Annotated in this window: 16 protein-coding genes; 8 read left to right on the top strand and 8 right to left on the bottom strand. The window is 34.7% G+C overall.

The window, feature by feature from the left end:
* Window positions 1–251 precede the first annotated feature (251 nt).
* A complete protein-coding gene (locus tag AC4G3L_RS11265) occupies window positions 252–671 on the top strand; it encodes a hypothetical protein (protein WP_491077047.1) in 420 nt (139 codons plus the stop codon).
* 61 nt (window positions 672–732) lie between these two features.
* Here the strand turns inward: AC4G3L_RS11265 and AC4G3L_RS11260 are convergent, their stop codons facing one another.
* Window positions 733–1,656: an aromatic acid exporter family protein gene (locus AC4G3L_RS11260; protein ID WP_491077046.1), complete on the bottom strand. Its 924-nt coding sequence runs from the start codon at window positions 1,654–1,656 to the stop codon at window positions 733–735.
* 163 nt (window positions 1,657–1,819) lie between these two features.
* On the opposite strand from AC4G3L_RS11260, the gene pepT reads away from it, so the two are divergent.
* Entirely contained in the window at window positions 1,820–3,052 is a 1,233-nt protein-coding gene (pepT, locus tag AC4G3L_RS11255; RefSeq protein WP_491077045.1) for a peptidase T, read from the top strand.
* 41 nt (window positions 3,053–3,093) lie between these two features.
* Here pepT and AC4G3L_RS11250 read toward each other — a convergent pair whose 3' ends face one another.
* The 3 genes from AC4G3L_RS11250 to AC4G3L_RS11240 form a co-directional block, all read right to left on the bottom strand.
* Complete coding sequence (locus AC4G3L_RS11250) at window positions 3,094–3,570, bottom strand: BsuPI-related putative proteinase inhibitor (RefSeq protein WP_491077044.1); 477 nt, start codon at window positions 3,568–3,570, stop codon at window positions 3,094–3,096.
* A 64-nt stretch (window positions 3,571–3,634) separates the two neighbouring features.
* Window positions 3,635–5,056 carry a hypothetical protein gene (locus AC4G3L_RS11245; RefSeq protein ID WP_491077043.1) on the bottom strand — a complete coding sequence of 474 codons (1,422 nt, stop codon included), beginning with the start codon at window positions 5,054–5,056 and terminating at the stop codon, window positions 3,635–3,637.
* A gap of 135 nt (window positions 5,057–5,191) precedes the next feature.
* A complete protein-coding gene (locus AC4G3L_RS11240; protein ID WP_491077042.1) occupies window positions 5,192–5,602 on the bottom strand; it encodes a hypothetical protein in 411 nt (136 codons plus the stop codon).
* Between the two features lie 397 nt (window positions 5,603–5,999).
* Between AC4G3L_RS11240 and AC4G3L_RS11235 the strand changes: the two genes are divergently transcribed.
* On the top strand, window positions 6,000–7,046 hold the full coding sequence (locus AC4G3L_RS11235; RefSeq protein ID WP_491077041.1) for an endonuclease I family protein: 1,047 nt from the start codon (window positions 6,000–6,002) through the stop codon (window positions 7,044–7,046).
* A gap of 416 nt (window positions 7,047–7,462) precedes the next feature.
* Here AC4G3L_RS11235 and AC4G3L_RS11230 read toward each other — a convergent pair whose 3' ends face one another.
* Window positions 7,463–7,777, bottom strand: a complete 315-nt coding sequence (locus AC4G3L_RS11230; RefSeq protein ID WP_491077040.1) for a hypothetical protein — start codon at window positions 7,775–7,777, stop codon at window positions 7,463–7,465.
* A 402-nt stretch (window positions 7,778–8,179) separates the two neighbouring features.
* On the opposite strand from AC4G3L_RS11230, the gene AC4G3L_RS11225 reads away from it, so the two are divergent.
* Window positions 8,180–8,407, top strand: a complete 228-nt coding sequence (locus tag AC4G3L_RS11225) for a hypothetical protein (protein WP_491077039.1) — start codon at window positions 8,180–8,182, stop codon at window positions 8,405–8,407.
* An 88-nt stretch (window positions 8,408–8,495) separates the two neighbouring features.
* On the opposite strand, the gene dacB is transcribed toward AC4G3L_RS11225, so the two are convergent.
* Window positions 8,496–9,977 carry a D-alanyl-D-alanine carboxypeptidase/D-alanyl-D-alanine endopeptidase gene (gene dacB / locus AC4G3L_RS11220; protein ID WP_491077038.1) on the bottom strand — a complete coding sequence of 494 codons (1,482 nt, stop codon included), beginning with the start codon at window positions 9,975–9,977 and terminating at the stop codon, window positions 8,496–8,498.
* Between the two features lie 150 nt (window positions 9,978–10,127).
* On the opposite strand from dacB, the gene AC4G3L_RS11215 reads away from it, so the two are divergent.
* The 4 genes from AC4G3L_RS11215 to AC4G3L_RS11200 all read left to right on the top strand — a co-directional run bounded on the left by AC4G3L_RS11215 (window position 10,128) and on the right by AC4G3L_RS11200 (window position 14,106).
* Window positions 10,128–10,880, top strand: a complete 753-nt coding sequence (locus AC4G3L_RS11215) for a polysaccharide deacetylase family protein (protein ID WP_491077037.1) — start codon at window positions 10,128–10,130, stop codon at window positions 10,878–10,880.
* A gap of 739 nt (window positions 10,881–11,619) precedes the next feature.
* Window positions 11,620–12,063, top strand: coding sequence for a hypothetical protein (locus AC4G3L_RS11210; protein WP_491077036.1), 444 nt, complete (start codon window positions 11,620–11,622; stop codon window positions 12,061–12,063).
* Window positions 12,064–12,368: 305 nt separating this feature from the next.
* The gene (locus AC4G3L_RS11205) at window positions 12,369–12,830 is read left to right on the top strand and encodes a hypothetical protein (RefSeq protein ID WP_491077035.1); all 462 of its coding nucleotides are present in this window, start codon (window positions 12,369–12,371) and stop codon (window positions 12,828–12,830) included.
* Between the two features lie 205 nt (window positions 12,831–13,035).
* Complete coding sequence (locus AC4G3L_RS11200) at window positions 13,036–14,106, top strand: DUF3900 domain-containing protein (protein ID WP_491077034.1); 1,071 nt, start codon at window positions 13,036–13,038, stop codon at window positions 14,104–14,106.
* A 724-nt stretch (window positions 14,107–14,830) separates the two neighbouring features.
* Here AC4G3L_RS11200 and AC4G3L_RS11195 read toward each other — a convergent pair.
* A complete protein-coding gene (locus AC4G3L_RS11195) occupies window positions 14,831–15,685 on the bottom strand; it encodes a DegV family protein (RefSeq protein WP_491077033.1) in 855 nt (284 codons plus the stop codon).
* Window positions 15,686–15,880: 195 nt separating this feature from the next.
* Window positions 15,881–17,329: a UDP-N-acetylmuramoyl-L-alanyl-D-glutamate--2,6-diaminopimelate ligase gene (locus tag AC4G3L_RS11190; RefSeq protein ID WP_491077032.1), complete on the bottom strand. Its 1,449-nt coding sequence runs from the start codon at window positions 17,327–17,329 to the stop codon at window positions 15,881–15,883.
* Window positions 17,330–17,399 lie beyond the last annotated feature (70 nt).

The following is a 17,399-nucleotide window of genomic DNA, read 5'->3' as shown; positions in this document are numbered from 1 at the left end:
AAGAACTATTCGACATAAAGAATAGTTCTTTTTTATTCACTAGGTTAGTTATGAGGTTAGCAACAAATACTTTATCTGGTACCATATTTGGTTTAATACCAATTAAGACAACGGCCGTAACTGAAACGAATGATTAATGCATAATCATATTACAAAATAGTTTCTTCATCAATAAAAAGGGAAATATATCCAATGTATAGAATAACTTTATCAAGGAATATATACTTACCTTAATCAAAGGAGGAAGCAAATTGAATCAATTATTAATGGAAGATTTTAACTCATTCTTTCGTGAATTTCAGTCAATATGGAATAGCTGTAACACTGAATTGATGATTTCAAAGCTTTCACCTGACCTAGCTGTTCGATGGGCAAATGCAGATGGTATCGTTTCAGATTGGGGATATAAAGAAGCTTGCATAGGGTGGGGAGAGGCTTTCGATCAATATTGCGGACATAATCCTCAATGGAATTTCACTACCATGCACATTACACCCGCTTCCAAAGATGAAATGATTATTATATTTTCGGTTACGTTTGAAATGGATGGAGAAAAGAAAGATGTTGCTAAGCTATTTGTGCAACGCTTTAAAAAATATGAGGATGGGTGGAAATTGCTGCATGAGTATTGTGAAAGTTTACGACCGGAGGCGCTAGTGTCTATAAACTGACCCCAATAAAAATGGACTGTTCATGTAAAAACAGCCCGTTATCTTTGTTATTGATCTTTCACTATCGTTCAATTTCGATAAATTGCTCAATTTTATTAATCAAAATTAATAATGCTGCACGCGTTTCAAACTCTTCCCTTGTTTTCGGTAAGTCCATTTGTTCGAACTCACCTCTTAGTTCCTGTAATTTTAATAACAGACGATTTCGATCTTCCATATTTGTTCCTAAATCATCGACAAATTCAGCAACCATTTCATTTTGTTCAAATGTTGTCGGCAATTGAATGATTAAGGGGACCATTCGCTCTACGATTTGAAATTGCTGATGGACTTTTGTGAAATATTGTAAATAATAGGAGTCTCTTTTGAAAAAATTATTCTCCTCACTTCTCTTGGCTAAACCCATTCCTTCATCGATTAACTTCTTTGTTTTAATGATATACTCATCATTCCATACACGTTCTTTTTTTCGAATGAACCGACCGAACTGGAGAAAAATCACTTTAAAATTCCCCTCAAGTTCTTTTGAAATTTTCTTAATTTCGCCTTCTACACTTGGCATATATAAATTGAATAAAAGAGCTACCAGAATACCAATCGCAACGATACAGATTTGGTTTAAAATAAGCTCATACGTAATATTCTGTGATATGTACAATTGCATAATGATGACAAAACCAGGTACAATACCGTCCTGGAGACCGAGCTTGGCCATAACCGGTATGTAAATAAACAACAGCACTCCAACCCCTACAGCTGTATAAGCACACCCTTCAAATATTAAGACAGCCAATAAAATCCCAAGGATACAAGCAGCAAATCGCTGCCAAGCAATTTGTATACTTCTGCGCTGTGTACTTTGAACACTTAATAAGGTGATAACTGCAGCAGTGGCCGTGTTTTCCAATGATAGAACTTGAGCAATAACCAAGGCTATCATAGCACCTATCGCTGTTTTAACTGTGCGGCTTCCTATCGTAAACATGGTTAATATCTTCCCTTCTTTCTTACCATCCCATTATATAAGAATGCGCAAAATAAATAAATCCACTCCAAAATGAAATTAGTAACCGAGAGAAAATTTGAATAACTTTTTGTTGATTAATCGAACTTTCGCTATAATAAGAAGACAGAAGGAGATGAATTTGATGAAAAAAGAATTAGTTGAACGATTTCTTACATATGTTAAAATTGATACCCAATCTGATGAAAACAGTCCAACATGCCCCTCTACTGAAAAGCAATTTGACCTCTTAAATCTTTTAAAAGATGAATTGCAGGAAATTGGGATGGAAGATATAACCCTTGACGAAAATGGTTATTTATTCGCCACCCTTCCTGCAAATACAGATAAAGAGGTCCCAACTATTGGTTTCCTTGCCCATGTGGATACGGCTACTGATTTTACCGGGAAAAATGTAAAGCCTCAAATCGTCGAGAATTATGATGGCGGTGATATCACACTTAATAAAAATCAAAATATTGTTCTATCACCGAAAGACTTCCCTGAGCTAAAAGAGTATATAGGTAAAACGCTTATCACTACGGATGGGACAACGCTCCTTGGTGCTGATGATAAAGCTGGGATTGCGGAAATCGTTACCGCGATGAATTACCTAATCAAGCATCCGGAAATTAAGCACGGCAAACTTCGTGTCGCTTTTACACCGGATGAAGAAATTGGCAGAGGCCCTCATAAATTTGATGTGGAGCGCTTTAATGCGGATTTCGCTTATACATTGGATGGCGGCCCCCTCGGTGAACTTGAATTCGAAAGCTTTAACGCGGCCAGTGCCAAATTAACATTTAAAGGCAGCAATGTCCACCCTGGTTCCGCCAAAAATAAAATGGTTAACTCCTTAAAGATTGCCATGAATTTCAATGCGGAGCTTCCAAAAGAAGAAGCACCCGAATTTACAGAGGGTTACGAGGGCTTCTATCATCTCTTATCATTAACCGGTGATGTAGAACGTACTCATGCAGCTTATATTATCCGTGATCATGACCGTGAAAAATTTGAAGCAAAAAAAGCAACTATGAAAGAACTTGTTGCAAAATACAAAGCCAAATATGGCGAAGAAAATATAATATTGGATATGAATGATCAATATTATAATATGGGAGAAAAGATTGAGCCTGTAAAGGAAATTGTAGATGTAGCACATCAAGCCATGGAAAACTTGGGTGTGCAACCAATCGTGAAACCAATTCGCGGCGGTACAGATGGTTCCCAGCTTTCTTATATGGGTTTACCGACTCCGAACATCTTTGCCGGAGGAGAAAACTTCCACGGCAAATTCGAGTATATAGCTGTAGAAAGCATGGAAAAAGCTACCGAAGTCATCGTAGAACTGGTGCAATTATTTGAAAAAAAAGCATAACCCCCAAAAAGGTGCCAATCAAAATCGGCACCTTTTTATCCTTATTCTACTTGGAGTTTAATTTTTTCCCTATAGTCATTATCCATTCCCTTGGCAGTTAACCATGCTTCTAAAGTATATTCACCTGGATTAAGATTTTTCAAATGGATATCATGAGTTAATTGAGCACCTTTAACTAATTCTTTTTCAATAATTGCCTGTGTAAAGGATTTTCCTTTAGAATAATGGATGACTGTTTTTCCAGAATGATCCTTTAAAATGTAATCGAATGTTTGTCCGCTGTTAAAGGTTAACTGAATGGGTTGGTCTGCTTCGTTTTCAACCGTATAGACAAACAAAAAATCATGGCCATCATTATTCTTTTGAACTAAGCTCGAAGTTAATATTCCATCATTGATTCGATTTGAGTTTTTATCTGTATTCACTGGTTTGTCATCACTTCCTTTATTTTCATTAGCTTCTTGCCCACATGCTGCTAAGAGGAGGATACATATAATAAAGCATAACCATCTTTTCAACCTCCTACCTCCTTTACTATTTTGTTTATTTGTTAGTTTCTACAATAACCTGCTATTCCCCTGCTCAATCACCTCTTGATTTTATCTTTTCCTTTAACCATTTATACACGGTTACAAACCCCAGTACTCCTCCAAACGTAATGCCCGTTAATGCCACAAATAAAGCAATATATTCAAAGATGGAATAGGAACTGGCCGCTGACCAATTAATACTGCCTTTCCAATCCTGTTCTATAACCAGATTCATTCCATAGATTCCCGATATGACTGTATATATCGTTAAAAATGTAAGCAAATATTCATGTCGTTTTCTCGTTAACTTTTCATGATTCTTATAAAGATTTCCAAGCGTTTGATTAACGTGGTTGTATAGCTCATCCATATGAAAAATTTCTTTCATTTTTAAATAAATTTCTTTTCCAAATATCCTGCTATGTACTTCCGGTTGATAAAATTGTGCAGAAAAGTTCGTTATTCGAATGATGAGTTTTTCTATTGATCCTTTCTTATCATCCACTCTTAGCCGGGAATTTTCATAGGATAATTGCAATAACAGGAGCCTGTTAAAGAAGAATAAAATATTCGTATAAAAATTTTCACCATACATACGCTCAGCAATCATTCTGCTTCTTTCTCCAGATTCATTAGATAGACAAACGAATGCATAATTGCTAATGATATAATAGGATTCATCACCCCATCGATCGTATACATGTTGTTTGCAGAAACGATTGATATATGCCTCTGATATGGCGCCGGCATAAGCCTTTCCTTCCATATCATATCCTTTGATTGAAGCCGCTCGGAATAAGGAAATTTCATCAAGACTTGTATTCTCTTCAAAAGCTAAATAATAATAAACTTGCATACGTTCTTCTATGAAAAATGGTAAACTCCCAAAATAAGTTGTATGTTCTTTTTTCGAAAGATGGTCCTCAAGCCACGGACAATATTCATGAAAAATAATACCTTTTGTTTCGGAATATTCCTTTTCGTTTATCGTGATTGCTATGTCATCAGGTTTATCCAATTTTCTGAACAGGTCGATAAAGTGAAGAACATGATTATAGTCCATATAATCAGGTAAGTTTACTCGCATATTCATAATACCAATATTATATGGACACACAAAGATATCAAAAGATGTGAGAAAGAAATCTGTATCCAAATATTTTGAATACAAGTGACCCTTTTGATTAATAATCTTGCTAAAGCGACGAAAGGCATTTTTATCAGTTGTTTTAGCGGGAAATAAAATTGGCTCCATATTAGGCAGAAAAAATTGCTCCATACGCTCGTGAGATATACGTATATCTCCATAAAATTTATATTCTTGTTGTGTATCTTTTAAGTTAAAAAACTCCCATTGTTCTTTCTCTAATTTTTTGATTAATTCTTCGCTTCGTGATTCCTTTATTTGAAACGGAAAAATAAATTGAAGGTACGATCTCTCTACTTGAAGTTCTGGTATTTTGAGTTTTGACATTTTTCATGACCCCCACATCTCTATCTACTCTTTAATTCCCTCATTTAAGGTAAAAAAACTTACCCATATACCCAAAAATAGTAAAAGTCTCATAGAGGAATCTATGAGACTAAGAATTAGTATTTATTGTTATTTTTAAATATCCAACGTTCCATTTTTAGGGCTTCGCCATTTTTCCAATGCAGTCTGTAATACAGAAGCTAAAAACAGCGTTTCTCCGATACTGATTAAGATTCGATTCATTGGATTATGCATATTAATAGAATCTCGATCCAGCTGTCCATTCTGTTCCCTTTTTAGTTGAATAATGGCTTCCTCAGCTTGCCCTTTCGAGAATATCAAAAGCTTATTTCCCCACTCTTGATCATCCTTCGTAAATAATACAGAGTCTTCTTCAATGATTGCAGCAAACCTTACACCGTTGTTATTTTTGTACAGATATGGAGCTTTTTCAAAGAAATCCACAGGCGTATCCTCTAACATTTCATGTTCAGCTTGTATAGCCTTAATCTCTTCTTCCACTTCTATTCTAGTGCTTGTAACCATCGATACCAACTCCTTTGCTAAGTAATTAAAAGTATAAACTGTTTACCAAATGTTGTCTCCAAATATATAGAAGAAGACAAAAAGTAAATCAATTTAGAATTTTCTTATAAAATAAACAAAAATATCGAGATAATTATTACATTTCGTAAATTATAAGCCTAACTCATACAGAATATCATTAAACAAACAATTTAATCATCATTTAATACCGAATCCTATTATGTTATTACCTAAACTGTTGGCTTCTCAATTCAAATAAGCAAGCTTTTATCACAAGGTTATCATTGTACTAGAATAATATGTATCCAATATCTAAAGAATAGCCATTTATCATTTATTTACATTTGTTTCCACCCTTGATATCATCTAAATATGATAATAAGAAGAGGTGATTTTATTGAAATACCGAACAAATCCACCTTTCTCACCTGCCTACGAATCACTCTTGCAAGATACTGTCCAATTACTGTTAGGTTTATTTTATAAGAATCCTTCTGCATCACTAATAAAAGAAACTCTTAATTTATGCTATGAATCTTTTATTCTTGAATCTCCCTTAACTGATAACCGTCATTTTCAGGATCACTCATCGCAAAGTATAGAGTTTCAGAAAAAAACAGCCATGATGGAAGAAGTTTATTATGATGAAAAAGAGGATCAAAGCCTAATCGATTTGTATTATAAAAATTTACCATTTAATCAATTTCCTGCTAATGAATTGTTTCCATGGCTAAATGAGTTGCTGACACGCACTCATACGAATCAGCTCTCTTATTCATATAGCCGAAAAGCGCTCCATTCCTGGGTCGATTTACGTGAAAACGGCCAAATACAAAGCATTTATTCAGGTCAAATCCTAAATTCAAATGATTTATTAGAAGAGGATACCCTGTTAGTAAACGAGGCAATTCAAAAAATGACACAAATATTAAATCTAAATCAGGATTCTGGAATACTTAATGAACACAAACATTTCTTGATTGAATCCGTGCTGCGCTCTCTTCAATTTAATATCGAGCATGTGATCCCACAATCCTGGTTCGAGAAAAGGCATCCAATGGTTGGGGATCTTCATCATTTATTTACATGTGAGGCAAACTGTAATTCATTCAGAAGTAACATCCCCTATTATGATTTTGAAGACTACAAGCCTGAAGCTTATAAAGAGGTCATTAAAAACTCTTGTGGAAAAAAAGATGGCAATGAGAGATTTGAACCTGAAAACGGTAAGGGCAAAATAGCTCGAGCTTCTTTGTATTTCTTAATGAGATACCCGAATGAAATGATTCAAGAAAAAAAGATATTGCTTGATATCAACCTATTAAAAAAATGGCATCATGACCACCCTGTCACACTGCATGAGAAACATCGGAACTGGACGATTTACAAACTTCAGGGTAATCGGAATCCCTATATCGATTTTCCTGATTTGGAATTTACGTAAGATTCCGCATACTCTATAGGTTTATACGTTGACCTGTAGCTGTATCTTTCTGCATTCTCCACAAAAGAATTCTCAGTCTATATCTATACAGGTTCCCCTAAAGTTTCGAGGGTTGGGGTACTAATAAAAAGAAGGGTTACTAGGGAAGTTAGAACCAGTGTTCACCTTTCTGTTTCATTGTTATTCTTATTTATGTCAACGTTGGCCGATGTGATACGTACTTATTATTTTTCAAGCTTATCCTGTGTGACGGCTGCCGAATGTTTGATGATCTATCTGATCATGTTGAGGGTGTCAGCTAATTCTTCTAATGTAAAAAGACATCCTCTGCAGTAGCAGCAGGTATATAGCTACTTATGGTAGCGTCAGACTGGAGAAGACAAATAGAATCCAATAATGATTGCTAACCTGGCATTCTAACCATCCCGTACTTCCATTTGATCCATAAACATCGAAACAAAAATTGCCACTAGATGAATGACTGCCAACAATGTGTAATGATAACCATCTACAAATTTAATAAAATGAAAAAACAGAGGGAACATGATGGTTTCAATACCAAATAATATGACAATCCAACTTATCCTCTCAGCTAATTTTTCTTCATTCTTGGGGATAAAAATTTCATTATTCCCAGCTAAAAAAGAAGTATTTCCATCCTTTCGAATGGAATGCCCCACCATTATGATTAAAATACCAATCACTGCTAGTACAATAGAAGCGATTAACATAACTGCCCTCCTTTAAACTTATGAAGCTGTTAATTAATCTTTTCAATTAGTTCCTTTAGAAAGACGATCACATAAATTTAATGAAATGTATGTATTACTGTGTGATTAGGTTTCGATATTGGCAAAAAATCCAGTTCATATTGCTATGATAAATATAATTTAAGGTAATTTAGGTATACCTTCGCCCTCCACCCTATAGTATAAGTTAGTCTAGAAATCCCTTCTTTATGTAAAAAGCATCTTCATCCATGAGTTTCTTAACCTCTATATCCAAACCCTATTATTTCAATGGAGTATTTAAATAACAGATTAATGCATCAGGACATTCTATAATAATATCTTGCAGGAAGTGTTCCCATTCCTAATGTTTGAATAGACTATAAGGGAAAGGAGCGGGTTTTATTGAACAGAGATAAATATGACGGATTCCATTTCTTAGCGATTATATGCCTTGCTTTATTGCAATTAAACTTTGGTTTTACTGATTGGATTTTTGGCATACTCATTATCTTATATGCATTATTTGCCATTTTAGTTATAGAAGGATTTTCAAAATACTCTGTCATCAAATTTATTATATTATTGCCGATGGTTTTCTTATTAAGAGTATTTATCACTTTATATTCCTAATTTATTGATATTCGAGTAAATGAACCAAACAAATACTTAATATTCGGCTTAACTTTTTAAATGGTGTGCAGGTGAATTTCATTTCTTCCTAATTGCTTGCCAGGATTACAGCCAAGTGATCTTCAATATCCTTTAGCTTACTCTCACTCTTTGAATTATTTATAATAATGGAGAATATGTATTTATTCCCTTTTTCACCTTGTACATAACCTGTTAAACTACTGCACGTTGAAATAGTTCCTGTTTTAGCTATCACTTTCCCTTGCGCTTTTGTACCTTTCATTCTATTTTGCAGTGTACCCCCTATCATTCGATCACTCATTCCGGCTACGGGCAATGCATTCTTATACGTTTCATACCATGATTTTGATTGAGCTTTATAAAGTAAATTTGTTAAAGCATTAGTTGAAATCATACTAACATGTGATATACCTGAACCATCTCTCATAAGAATGGCATTATGTCCAATCCCCAAATCGGCAAACTGCCCCTCTATAACAGATAAACCCTTATCCCAACTTCCCACTTCTCCTTTTACCTTGCCTATTTCTTTAACTAAAACTTCAGATATTGTATTATTGCTTAGTTTCATATAAGGTACCAGAATTGTACGCAATTTAGGTGAATAGTCAGTGAAAAGTTTGGTTTGATTGGCAGAAATTTTTCCATATGTAGCTTTTCCAGAGATTTTTATTCTTTGCTTTTCCAGAGATTTTTTAAATAAATCAAGAGTATAAAAAGTTGGTTCCCATACAGAAATACAAGTGTTTGTTATGTCAGATTTTAAAGGGATATTTCCGGCGAGATTTATGACATTACTGCCATGACGTTTAGTTATTTTTAACGTATTTTCACTATTAACCTTTCCAACTTTGGTTTTGTTGGCTATTTTCACATAACCAGTAGGTGGGGTAAGAATAACAGAGGCTGCTTTACCTATTTTATTGCCGGGGCTTACTTGAACAATTACAGTACCTGCATCATAATCCGAATTCGGAGAAACTGTTAATCCGGAAATTTGAGCACCATAATACTCTTGCTCATCACTCCAAGGCAGGTCCAATGATAAACGGACATGATCATACCAAGTATCATCCGCAATAAGGTTTCCTTTAATCTTTTTAATCCCTCTCTTTTTTAATGCAGAAGCAATAGTTATAAGATCTATCTCTCCCAGAGTGGGATCACCTTTCCCCCTAATATACAGATTTCCCTTTAATGTGCTTCCTTTTTGTTTACCATCCGTATAGACTTCTGTGGAAAATCGGTAGTTCTCACCAAGTATCTGAAGAGCAGCTGCACTGGTAACTAATTTCATACTCGAGGCAGGCCGTAATCTGGTATCCCCGTTATGCATGTAAATCACTTTACCGGTTGATGCATTTCTCACGCTGACCCCAATACTGGCACCTTTTAAGTCAGGATGGCTTAAAACTTTTGAAATCTGGGAACCTAATTCGCTGCCTCCAATCGCATAAGCCGGTTGTTCTTTTTTAAAGGTACTAAAAGAACTGACACTGAGAGCTATAATGATTATGGAAAGAATTGAGCTTATTACCGATCCTTTCATTCCTCTCCCCCTTATTATTTTCACGATAATGACTGTATGATCAAAGCCATTAAACAATGTAATAATTGCTTATGGATAAACATTATAATTATTCAGTAATATGACATACTAATTTGTACTTAACGTACTCTTTGAAAGGAGAACATTTTTATGAAAAAATACATCTTCCTGCTCTGTTGTATTATCTTATCCTTAAGTTTCAATATTAGTAATTCATTAGCTATAATAAAACCAAGGGAAGAGTATGAAAAAACCGGTCATGTTATTTGGGAAGTTAATACAGATAAACGCTTAGTTGCGATCACGTTCGACGATGGGCCACACCCGATTTTCACGTCACAGATTCTTGATTTATTAAAGAAATATAATGCGAAAGCGACATTTTTTGTTAGTGGAAATAAAGCCGAAGTGTATCCTGAATTAATTAGGAGGCAATTACAAGAAGGTCATGAAGTAGGCAATCATACGTACCATCATTTTCCTAATAGAATAAACTCTGCTCAGCTAACCTTAGAACTGGAGAAAACCAATAAAGTATTTGAAGAAATCACGGGGCGTAAAATGAGTTTATACCGACCTGTACAGGGTGTTTACAATGATGAAATTATTAATACCGCAATAAAAAATGGTTATGATGTCATTATGTGGTCCTGGCATCAAGATCCACAGGATTGGAGAAATCCAGGTACTGCCCGGATTGTAACTCATGTTACAAAAAGAGTTACTCCAGGTGATATTATCTTATTACATGATTGGGGAAACCTTAGTAAATCTCAAACCGTACAAGCATTAGAACCTGTATTAAAATATTTAAAGGAAAATAATTACCGGAGTGTGACGATTTCGGAGTTAATGTATCAATCTGTACATCCATTGCCAGAACCAATTAATCCCGTGCCATAATTAAACGGACTATTAAAATTAAGACCTGGAGTCAAATTTAGAGCTCCATTATCGTTTTTTGCACTTTACGGAGGAGAAATGATATGACACTATATTAGGCCCTTTACCATTTCATTTACTTAAGACCCATTTAACTTTATTCTCCCCCCTGCTAATAGATACTTAAAATTAACAGATTATCCTATTTAAAGCAGGGTATTATAGAATCCACTGATTTAGTATAGAGTCAATCTATATGTATACATTCATGCATACTAGTAAAAAATCAGAAAATCCAAGCAATCAATTCTTCCAATAACATAAATACATAAATCACTAACGCTACGCCCGCTGTAGCAATGAACCCAACAAATAATACAGAACATAGCGTCTTTACAAATGAAATCATAGTATTTATTAAATTTTTATTAAATAAAATAATGTTAACCATCTATTCTCAGCCTTTCCAAAAGTATACTATTTCAAATATACCGCATTCTGTTTCCAAATGTTAACCCGCAATATCTGATATTTTATAAAGATATTTTATTAGTCAATATAATGGTTACTACCACTAAGTTGGAATGATATATATTTTATAGTCCATTTTAGTATCATGTGAAAATAACCATTCAAACTGAACTGATTTAATTATGGTTCAGCTTCATATATTTCATGACGTTTGATGAAATCAAAATATTTTGTTTTTCTCTCAAATTGCTCTATCATAAATTATTAAAAAGGGAAAGTTAGGGCGCATATGAAAAAAACAACATACCATGCAATTATATTCGAACTTAATCAAACAGGCCAAGTTTCTCAGAAATTATTGCATTCTCTATCCACACCTATTGTTATCAAAATGTTTTATAATTTATTCGGCCCCTCTGGAACTCATAAGCTAAGCGAAAAGACTTATTATAAATTTTTAACTGAATTAAAAGATTACGAAGAATGGCTGCCAGACACACCGGTACCATATGCAAGTTCGACTCTGATACATTTATTTTATGAAAAGATTGGCCGGCATTTAACTTCGGAAACCGTTTTTGAGGATGATACCGAAAATATTGAAGAGGAAACGAATTATTTAACAGTAGATGACTTACTTGATTTGCTGAATTTTGCAAAGGAAGATCATGATGAAGGGTATGCCGAGCACATAAAAAAGCGCCTTTCAGAAATCTGTTCAGTATCGCGATAAAAATGAACGGGATACCCATGATAAAGTTCCCTTTTATTACTCTTAAGAACGAAAATACTTGAAATTATTTGTTTATATTTTGTTTCATATAGTGTTTTTATTTAAATATATCGATGATTTTTGAAGAATATCAAGCATAATATGCTGCTAATTATAAGATATTCCTTCTATTTAAGGATACTTTCTTCCTATATTGTGACAATTGCAATTTTTCAGTCCTTTACAGTGTAATTCTTATTATAGTCATGTTATCATTAGTTTGAAAAGAGAGAGCAGTGTGATTATTCTATCCTAGGAGGGTTTTAATGAAATCAAAAACAAAAAAAGCCATGATCTCTGAAATCAGACAGACCAAAACTGTATACGATAAGTTATTGGTATCATTAACAACACCGACCTTACTTACTATTTTCAACCAATTATTTGGTAATGACGGTGAATTCTCCTTATCCGATAAAGGTTTCGATATGGTTGTTGAAGAGCTTGAGTTTCATGATCAATTACCTGAATCGACAGACAAAAAGATTACAGATGCTTCTCTTGTTGAAATGTTTACAGATTTTTATGCCACCCAGGTAACTGAAGACACTGACGTAAGAATAATACCTGCTGAGGATGAACAATCAACATCCCATTTAATACTTGATGATTTATTAGATTTATTGAATATAGCAATGAAACACAATGACATACAGTACGCTAACGAATTAAAAAGACGCTTATTGATCCTTAACAGGGATAGCAAAAATAGCATAGAAGCCTCTTAAGTTCCCTACTGACCAAGCGGATGAAGCAATCTTTTCATTCGCTTTTTATTTTCTTCTAAATACATGATTCACCTTATCATCTCTATGATGAAAGTTTCTCTGGCTAGATCCACTTATTTTTCACCCTCAACTAGATCTCCATTGACGAAAGACATGGCTTTTGGGATACTGAAGTGGCTGACTCTATAGAAAAAAGGTGTATAACATGGAATTTGAAATCAAGTTTTTATCTTTCTTTGTTGTGGAAACTGAAGATAAGGAACTACCTACAGCCAAGCATTATCAAACACTTGATACAGCTGAATATGAAGAAAGTGCTCTAATGGATTTTCTGGATGGAGAGTTCAAAAAGATCGTTAAACGTAAAGTGGAACGCCATCCAAATTCAGAACAAGTCCCTACAAAGCTGGGGCATTTTATTATCGAACCAGGTCATGAATTAGATTCAAATCCAAACTATAATGCATTTAACCGTACTCGCTTTGCTGATAATAAAGAAGATTTTAAAGCCTTCAGTGAGGAATTTGTTCATGCATATCTTGATACAAGCGCAGTGCGGGGCGGTGTATTTTTATTAGCTTCGGCCGTTCCTCGTAAATTTTTCGAGCATCGATTTTTATTTTTAATGAAATGTGATTTTGAACCAAAAGTTGCTTCCATTTCTGATGAAAATACATTGATCCGCAATGTCGAAATGGCGATCACCACCAAAAATATGAAATCCATCCAATATCCTCATATGCCTGAAGAAGGCATGATTGAAGAGAGTGAATTAAAAATCCATCAATCCTCCCATGCCCGCTATTTTGAAGACTTTCTAAAATTTATTGAGTATGGCGAGTCTAAACAGGAACTGATGAAAAATCATGTCATAGACATGGTACAGGAGCATATTGGTGAAGTGTATGAGCCTGAAAGTGAGGAACGACGCCAGTTTGAAGAAGCTATTGAAATATGGGCTGACAGTCCTAAGCGAGAGCTTCAGGAACGCCTGACAACTGAACAAGTCGTAGAAGCTGCCGCTCAACTTGTTGAACAAGAACCGGATGTGGAATTAAAAATGAAGCTGGATAACACCAGTATTAAAGGGTTGCTTGCTGATTTTGGTGAAACCCTTCATTTAGCCAAAATTAATAATCGATATGTTTTAGTGATAGAGGCAGACCAAATTTTATTTGAAAAGGGCTTCTCCCCTATTGAATTTCACAAGCCGGATGACCTGCATCAGGTAATCGATAAAATTAATAAGAAGACCTATGAAAATAACACTTATTAAATAAGATTTATCGATTCTATCTTTAATGTAGAGATTTATAATAAAGGTCACTGATACCTGACAAAAATCACCATTATTTGGTGGTTTTTGTTGTTTTAAAAGGTCGTTCTTAATTCTGTGTATCCTGCGAAGCTACCTGAGTTATTGCCTTTTTCTCTTCCTCATATATATTTGTTTACAAATGGATAGGGAACTTCTCCTTTGTTTTTTACTTCTTCAAGGGACTTCTCTGCCCAAGGTGGAACTTTGCAATCAATAGGTATTTAAGTATCTTATTGTTCAGTTCTAACTCTGAAATACGCGTTTCCAATTGATTAATTTTCTTATTAATAAATTAAACCAAGTAACAGATAAATGTGTTAGCTGTAATCCATTAACTAGACAATCAAAGATAAATTAAAAACATAACATGCGAGTATAGCTTTATTTTCCTTTAGATGAATTTCAGCTACACTTAGAGGATATTGTATATCAGTTTATAACGCCGGATTCTATTTTCTGCAGATTGGGAGAGACTTCTGCGGGAAGAACAAGCGTATCCGAGATCCAGCAGCACAGAGCGTGAGGAGGCTTGATGCTTGCCCGCGGAAAGAGAGCCCACTCTGTAGAAAATAGCGCGTGAACCGATAGGTGAGAACACCGAAAACGGAAAAGACTGCAGACAAGCTCCCCTAAGATCAGGACTTTGTCTACAGTCAGCTTTTGTTTTTATCAGACCATTTCTTTATTCACATACCCACGAGATCCCAATAGTTCCCACTCCTGTATGAACTCCGGCAACAGGAACCAATATCATTCGTTCTGTAGGTATAGATTTAATTTCTTCATTTATTCTATTTTCTAGTTTACGGGCATTATCTTCATCGTCAGCATGGATAACTACTATTTTACTAACTTTGGATGTTTCCATATCTTCTCTTAATATATCAAGAATATATTGAATAGCTCTTTTTTCCGTTCTTACCTTATCTCTAATTTTAGCACCTTCTGTTTCTATGGAAAGGATCGGCTTTATATTCAATAAGTTAGCAATAAGCCGCTGGCTCCCTGAAACTCGGCCACTTTTATGGAGTTGGTTAAGATTGGACGGGATAAGGAACAGTCTTGAATTCGATTTCATTTCTTCGATTCGCTTAACAATTTCTTCAGCATCATAGCCCTGATTGAATAACTCCAGCCCTTTATTTAACAAGTAAGAAAGTGGATAAGATCCGGTACGTGAATCAATTGCATACAATTTAAAACCAACTTGTTCTGCAGCCATTACTGAAGTAGAATATGTACCCGATAGTTTACCGGAGCAATGTAATGCTATACCGCAATCATACTTTTCTTTCAATTTTTCATATAATTCGATGAACTCACCTATTGAAGGTTGTGAGGATTGGAAAGCGGCATTTTCATTTGCCATTCTTTCATAAAATTGTTTATCTGTAATATCGATGGCTTCTTTGTATGATACTCCGTCAATAACAACTTGTAACGGGATAATATTCAATTCATTTTTTTCGATAAAATCCTTACTTAATGTACATGTTGTGTCTGTAATCCAGGCTATTCTTGGTGGTTCTTGATTCATTTCTTACTCCCCTTTTTAATGTAAAAATTATTCTGTATCCCAGTAAACTGGTATGACCAATTTCATATTAAAAATAGTATGTAGTAATCATTACTACATACTTAAATATAATTTAACTAATTTATATAGTCAAACTTTTTCCTCGTAAATTCCTCTTTAATCTGTAAGATTCGACAAATTATATAAGATTAAAGCTTAAATGACTTTAGCTGTTTCTCCCTCTTTCATAAGATATGTTATTGTTTCCCTGTCGGAATTAGTCGGTAAAAGATACGTATCTTTATACACTTCATCGCCTTTTCCCGTAATAAAGATCCAGTCACCTTCTTTTGCAATTTTCCAGGCATATTCGATAGCAGATGTACGATCCGGTATGACCTTCCCTTTGGCTGACGGTTTTAAATCATGTAGTGTGTCTATCATTCCTTCAAAAGATTCTGTCCCTAAATCATCCAGCGTTAAAATACATAGGTCACTATGCTGTTCCGATATTTCGACCATACCGCGTCGCTTTGTCACATCGCGATTTCCCCTAAACCCAAATATATGAATGATGCGCTTTGCCCCCATTTCTCTTCCTGATTTGAGACATTGTGCAAAAGCGTCACTTGTATGTGCATAATCTAGAATTAATTGTGCACCGGTCGGATGATTCAATACTTCAAATCTCCCTGGCACGCCGGGGAATGTATGTAGTGCGTCAATTATGACTTCACCCGGTATATCCATATTTCTTGCTGTCAAAAAGGCAAGAGCCGCATTTTGGATATTATGTTTTCCCTTAATAGAAAGCCTTATAGGATAGATTTCTTTATTTTTATATACAAAGTGTATATCCCCCGTTTTATTTTGTTGGATATATAAATCAGATTCTTTATTCCCTACACAAGAAATTTGGTCATTAGTACCGCATAACCGCTTTTCAAGTTTATTGCCCCATTTATTATTTGAATTAATAACGGCTGTTCCATCGGGTTTTATTTGATAAAAAAGTTGTGCTTTTACGGAGAAATAATCATCCATATCTTTATGATAATCTAAATGATCATGGTCTAAATTCGTAAATAGAGCATAATCATAGCTAATCCCTTTCACCCTGTATTGTGACAGGGCGTGTGAAGACACTTCCATAATGACAACTTCATCTTGACTTCTTGATAATTCTTTTTGTAATTGCAATGCATCCATGGTTGTATTTACAGATGGTGTGGATTTTTCACCATTTATATAGTTATAGACTGATCCAAACAAAGAACATGATTTACCATAGACCTCCATAATATGTTTCAACATAAAGGAAGTTGTGGTTTTTCCGTTTGTTCCTGTCACCCCAATCAAGGTTTTATTTCCTTGTACAGGGTAAAAATGTTTAGCCACATCAGCCAATATAGCCCTGCTATTATCCACCCTGAAATATGGGACTGAAATATCATGGATTTCTTGTTCACCGATTATTGCTCTTGCACCCGCCTTAATGGCTTGGTCAATATATGCATGTCCATCCGCTTGATATCCTTTTATAGCTACAAATAGGTATCCATCTTTAACTTCCATTGAATTATTGGCAATCCCAGTTATATTTATTTCTCTATCCTGAATGGATACATTAGTAATAATATCGCGCAGTAAATATTCTAGCTTCAAATCCTAGCAACCCCTTTTGTTCTTCTGTCTCTTTTCAATTACTATTCCATTGTGCCATCCAGTTTACATA

The organism is Bacillus sp. z33, from assembly GCF_058313615.1.
Note: the sequence above shows the minus strand (reverse complement) of the source record. Positions and strands in the feature narration are given on the sequence as shown.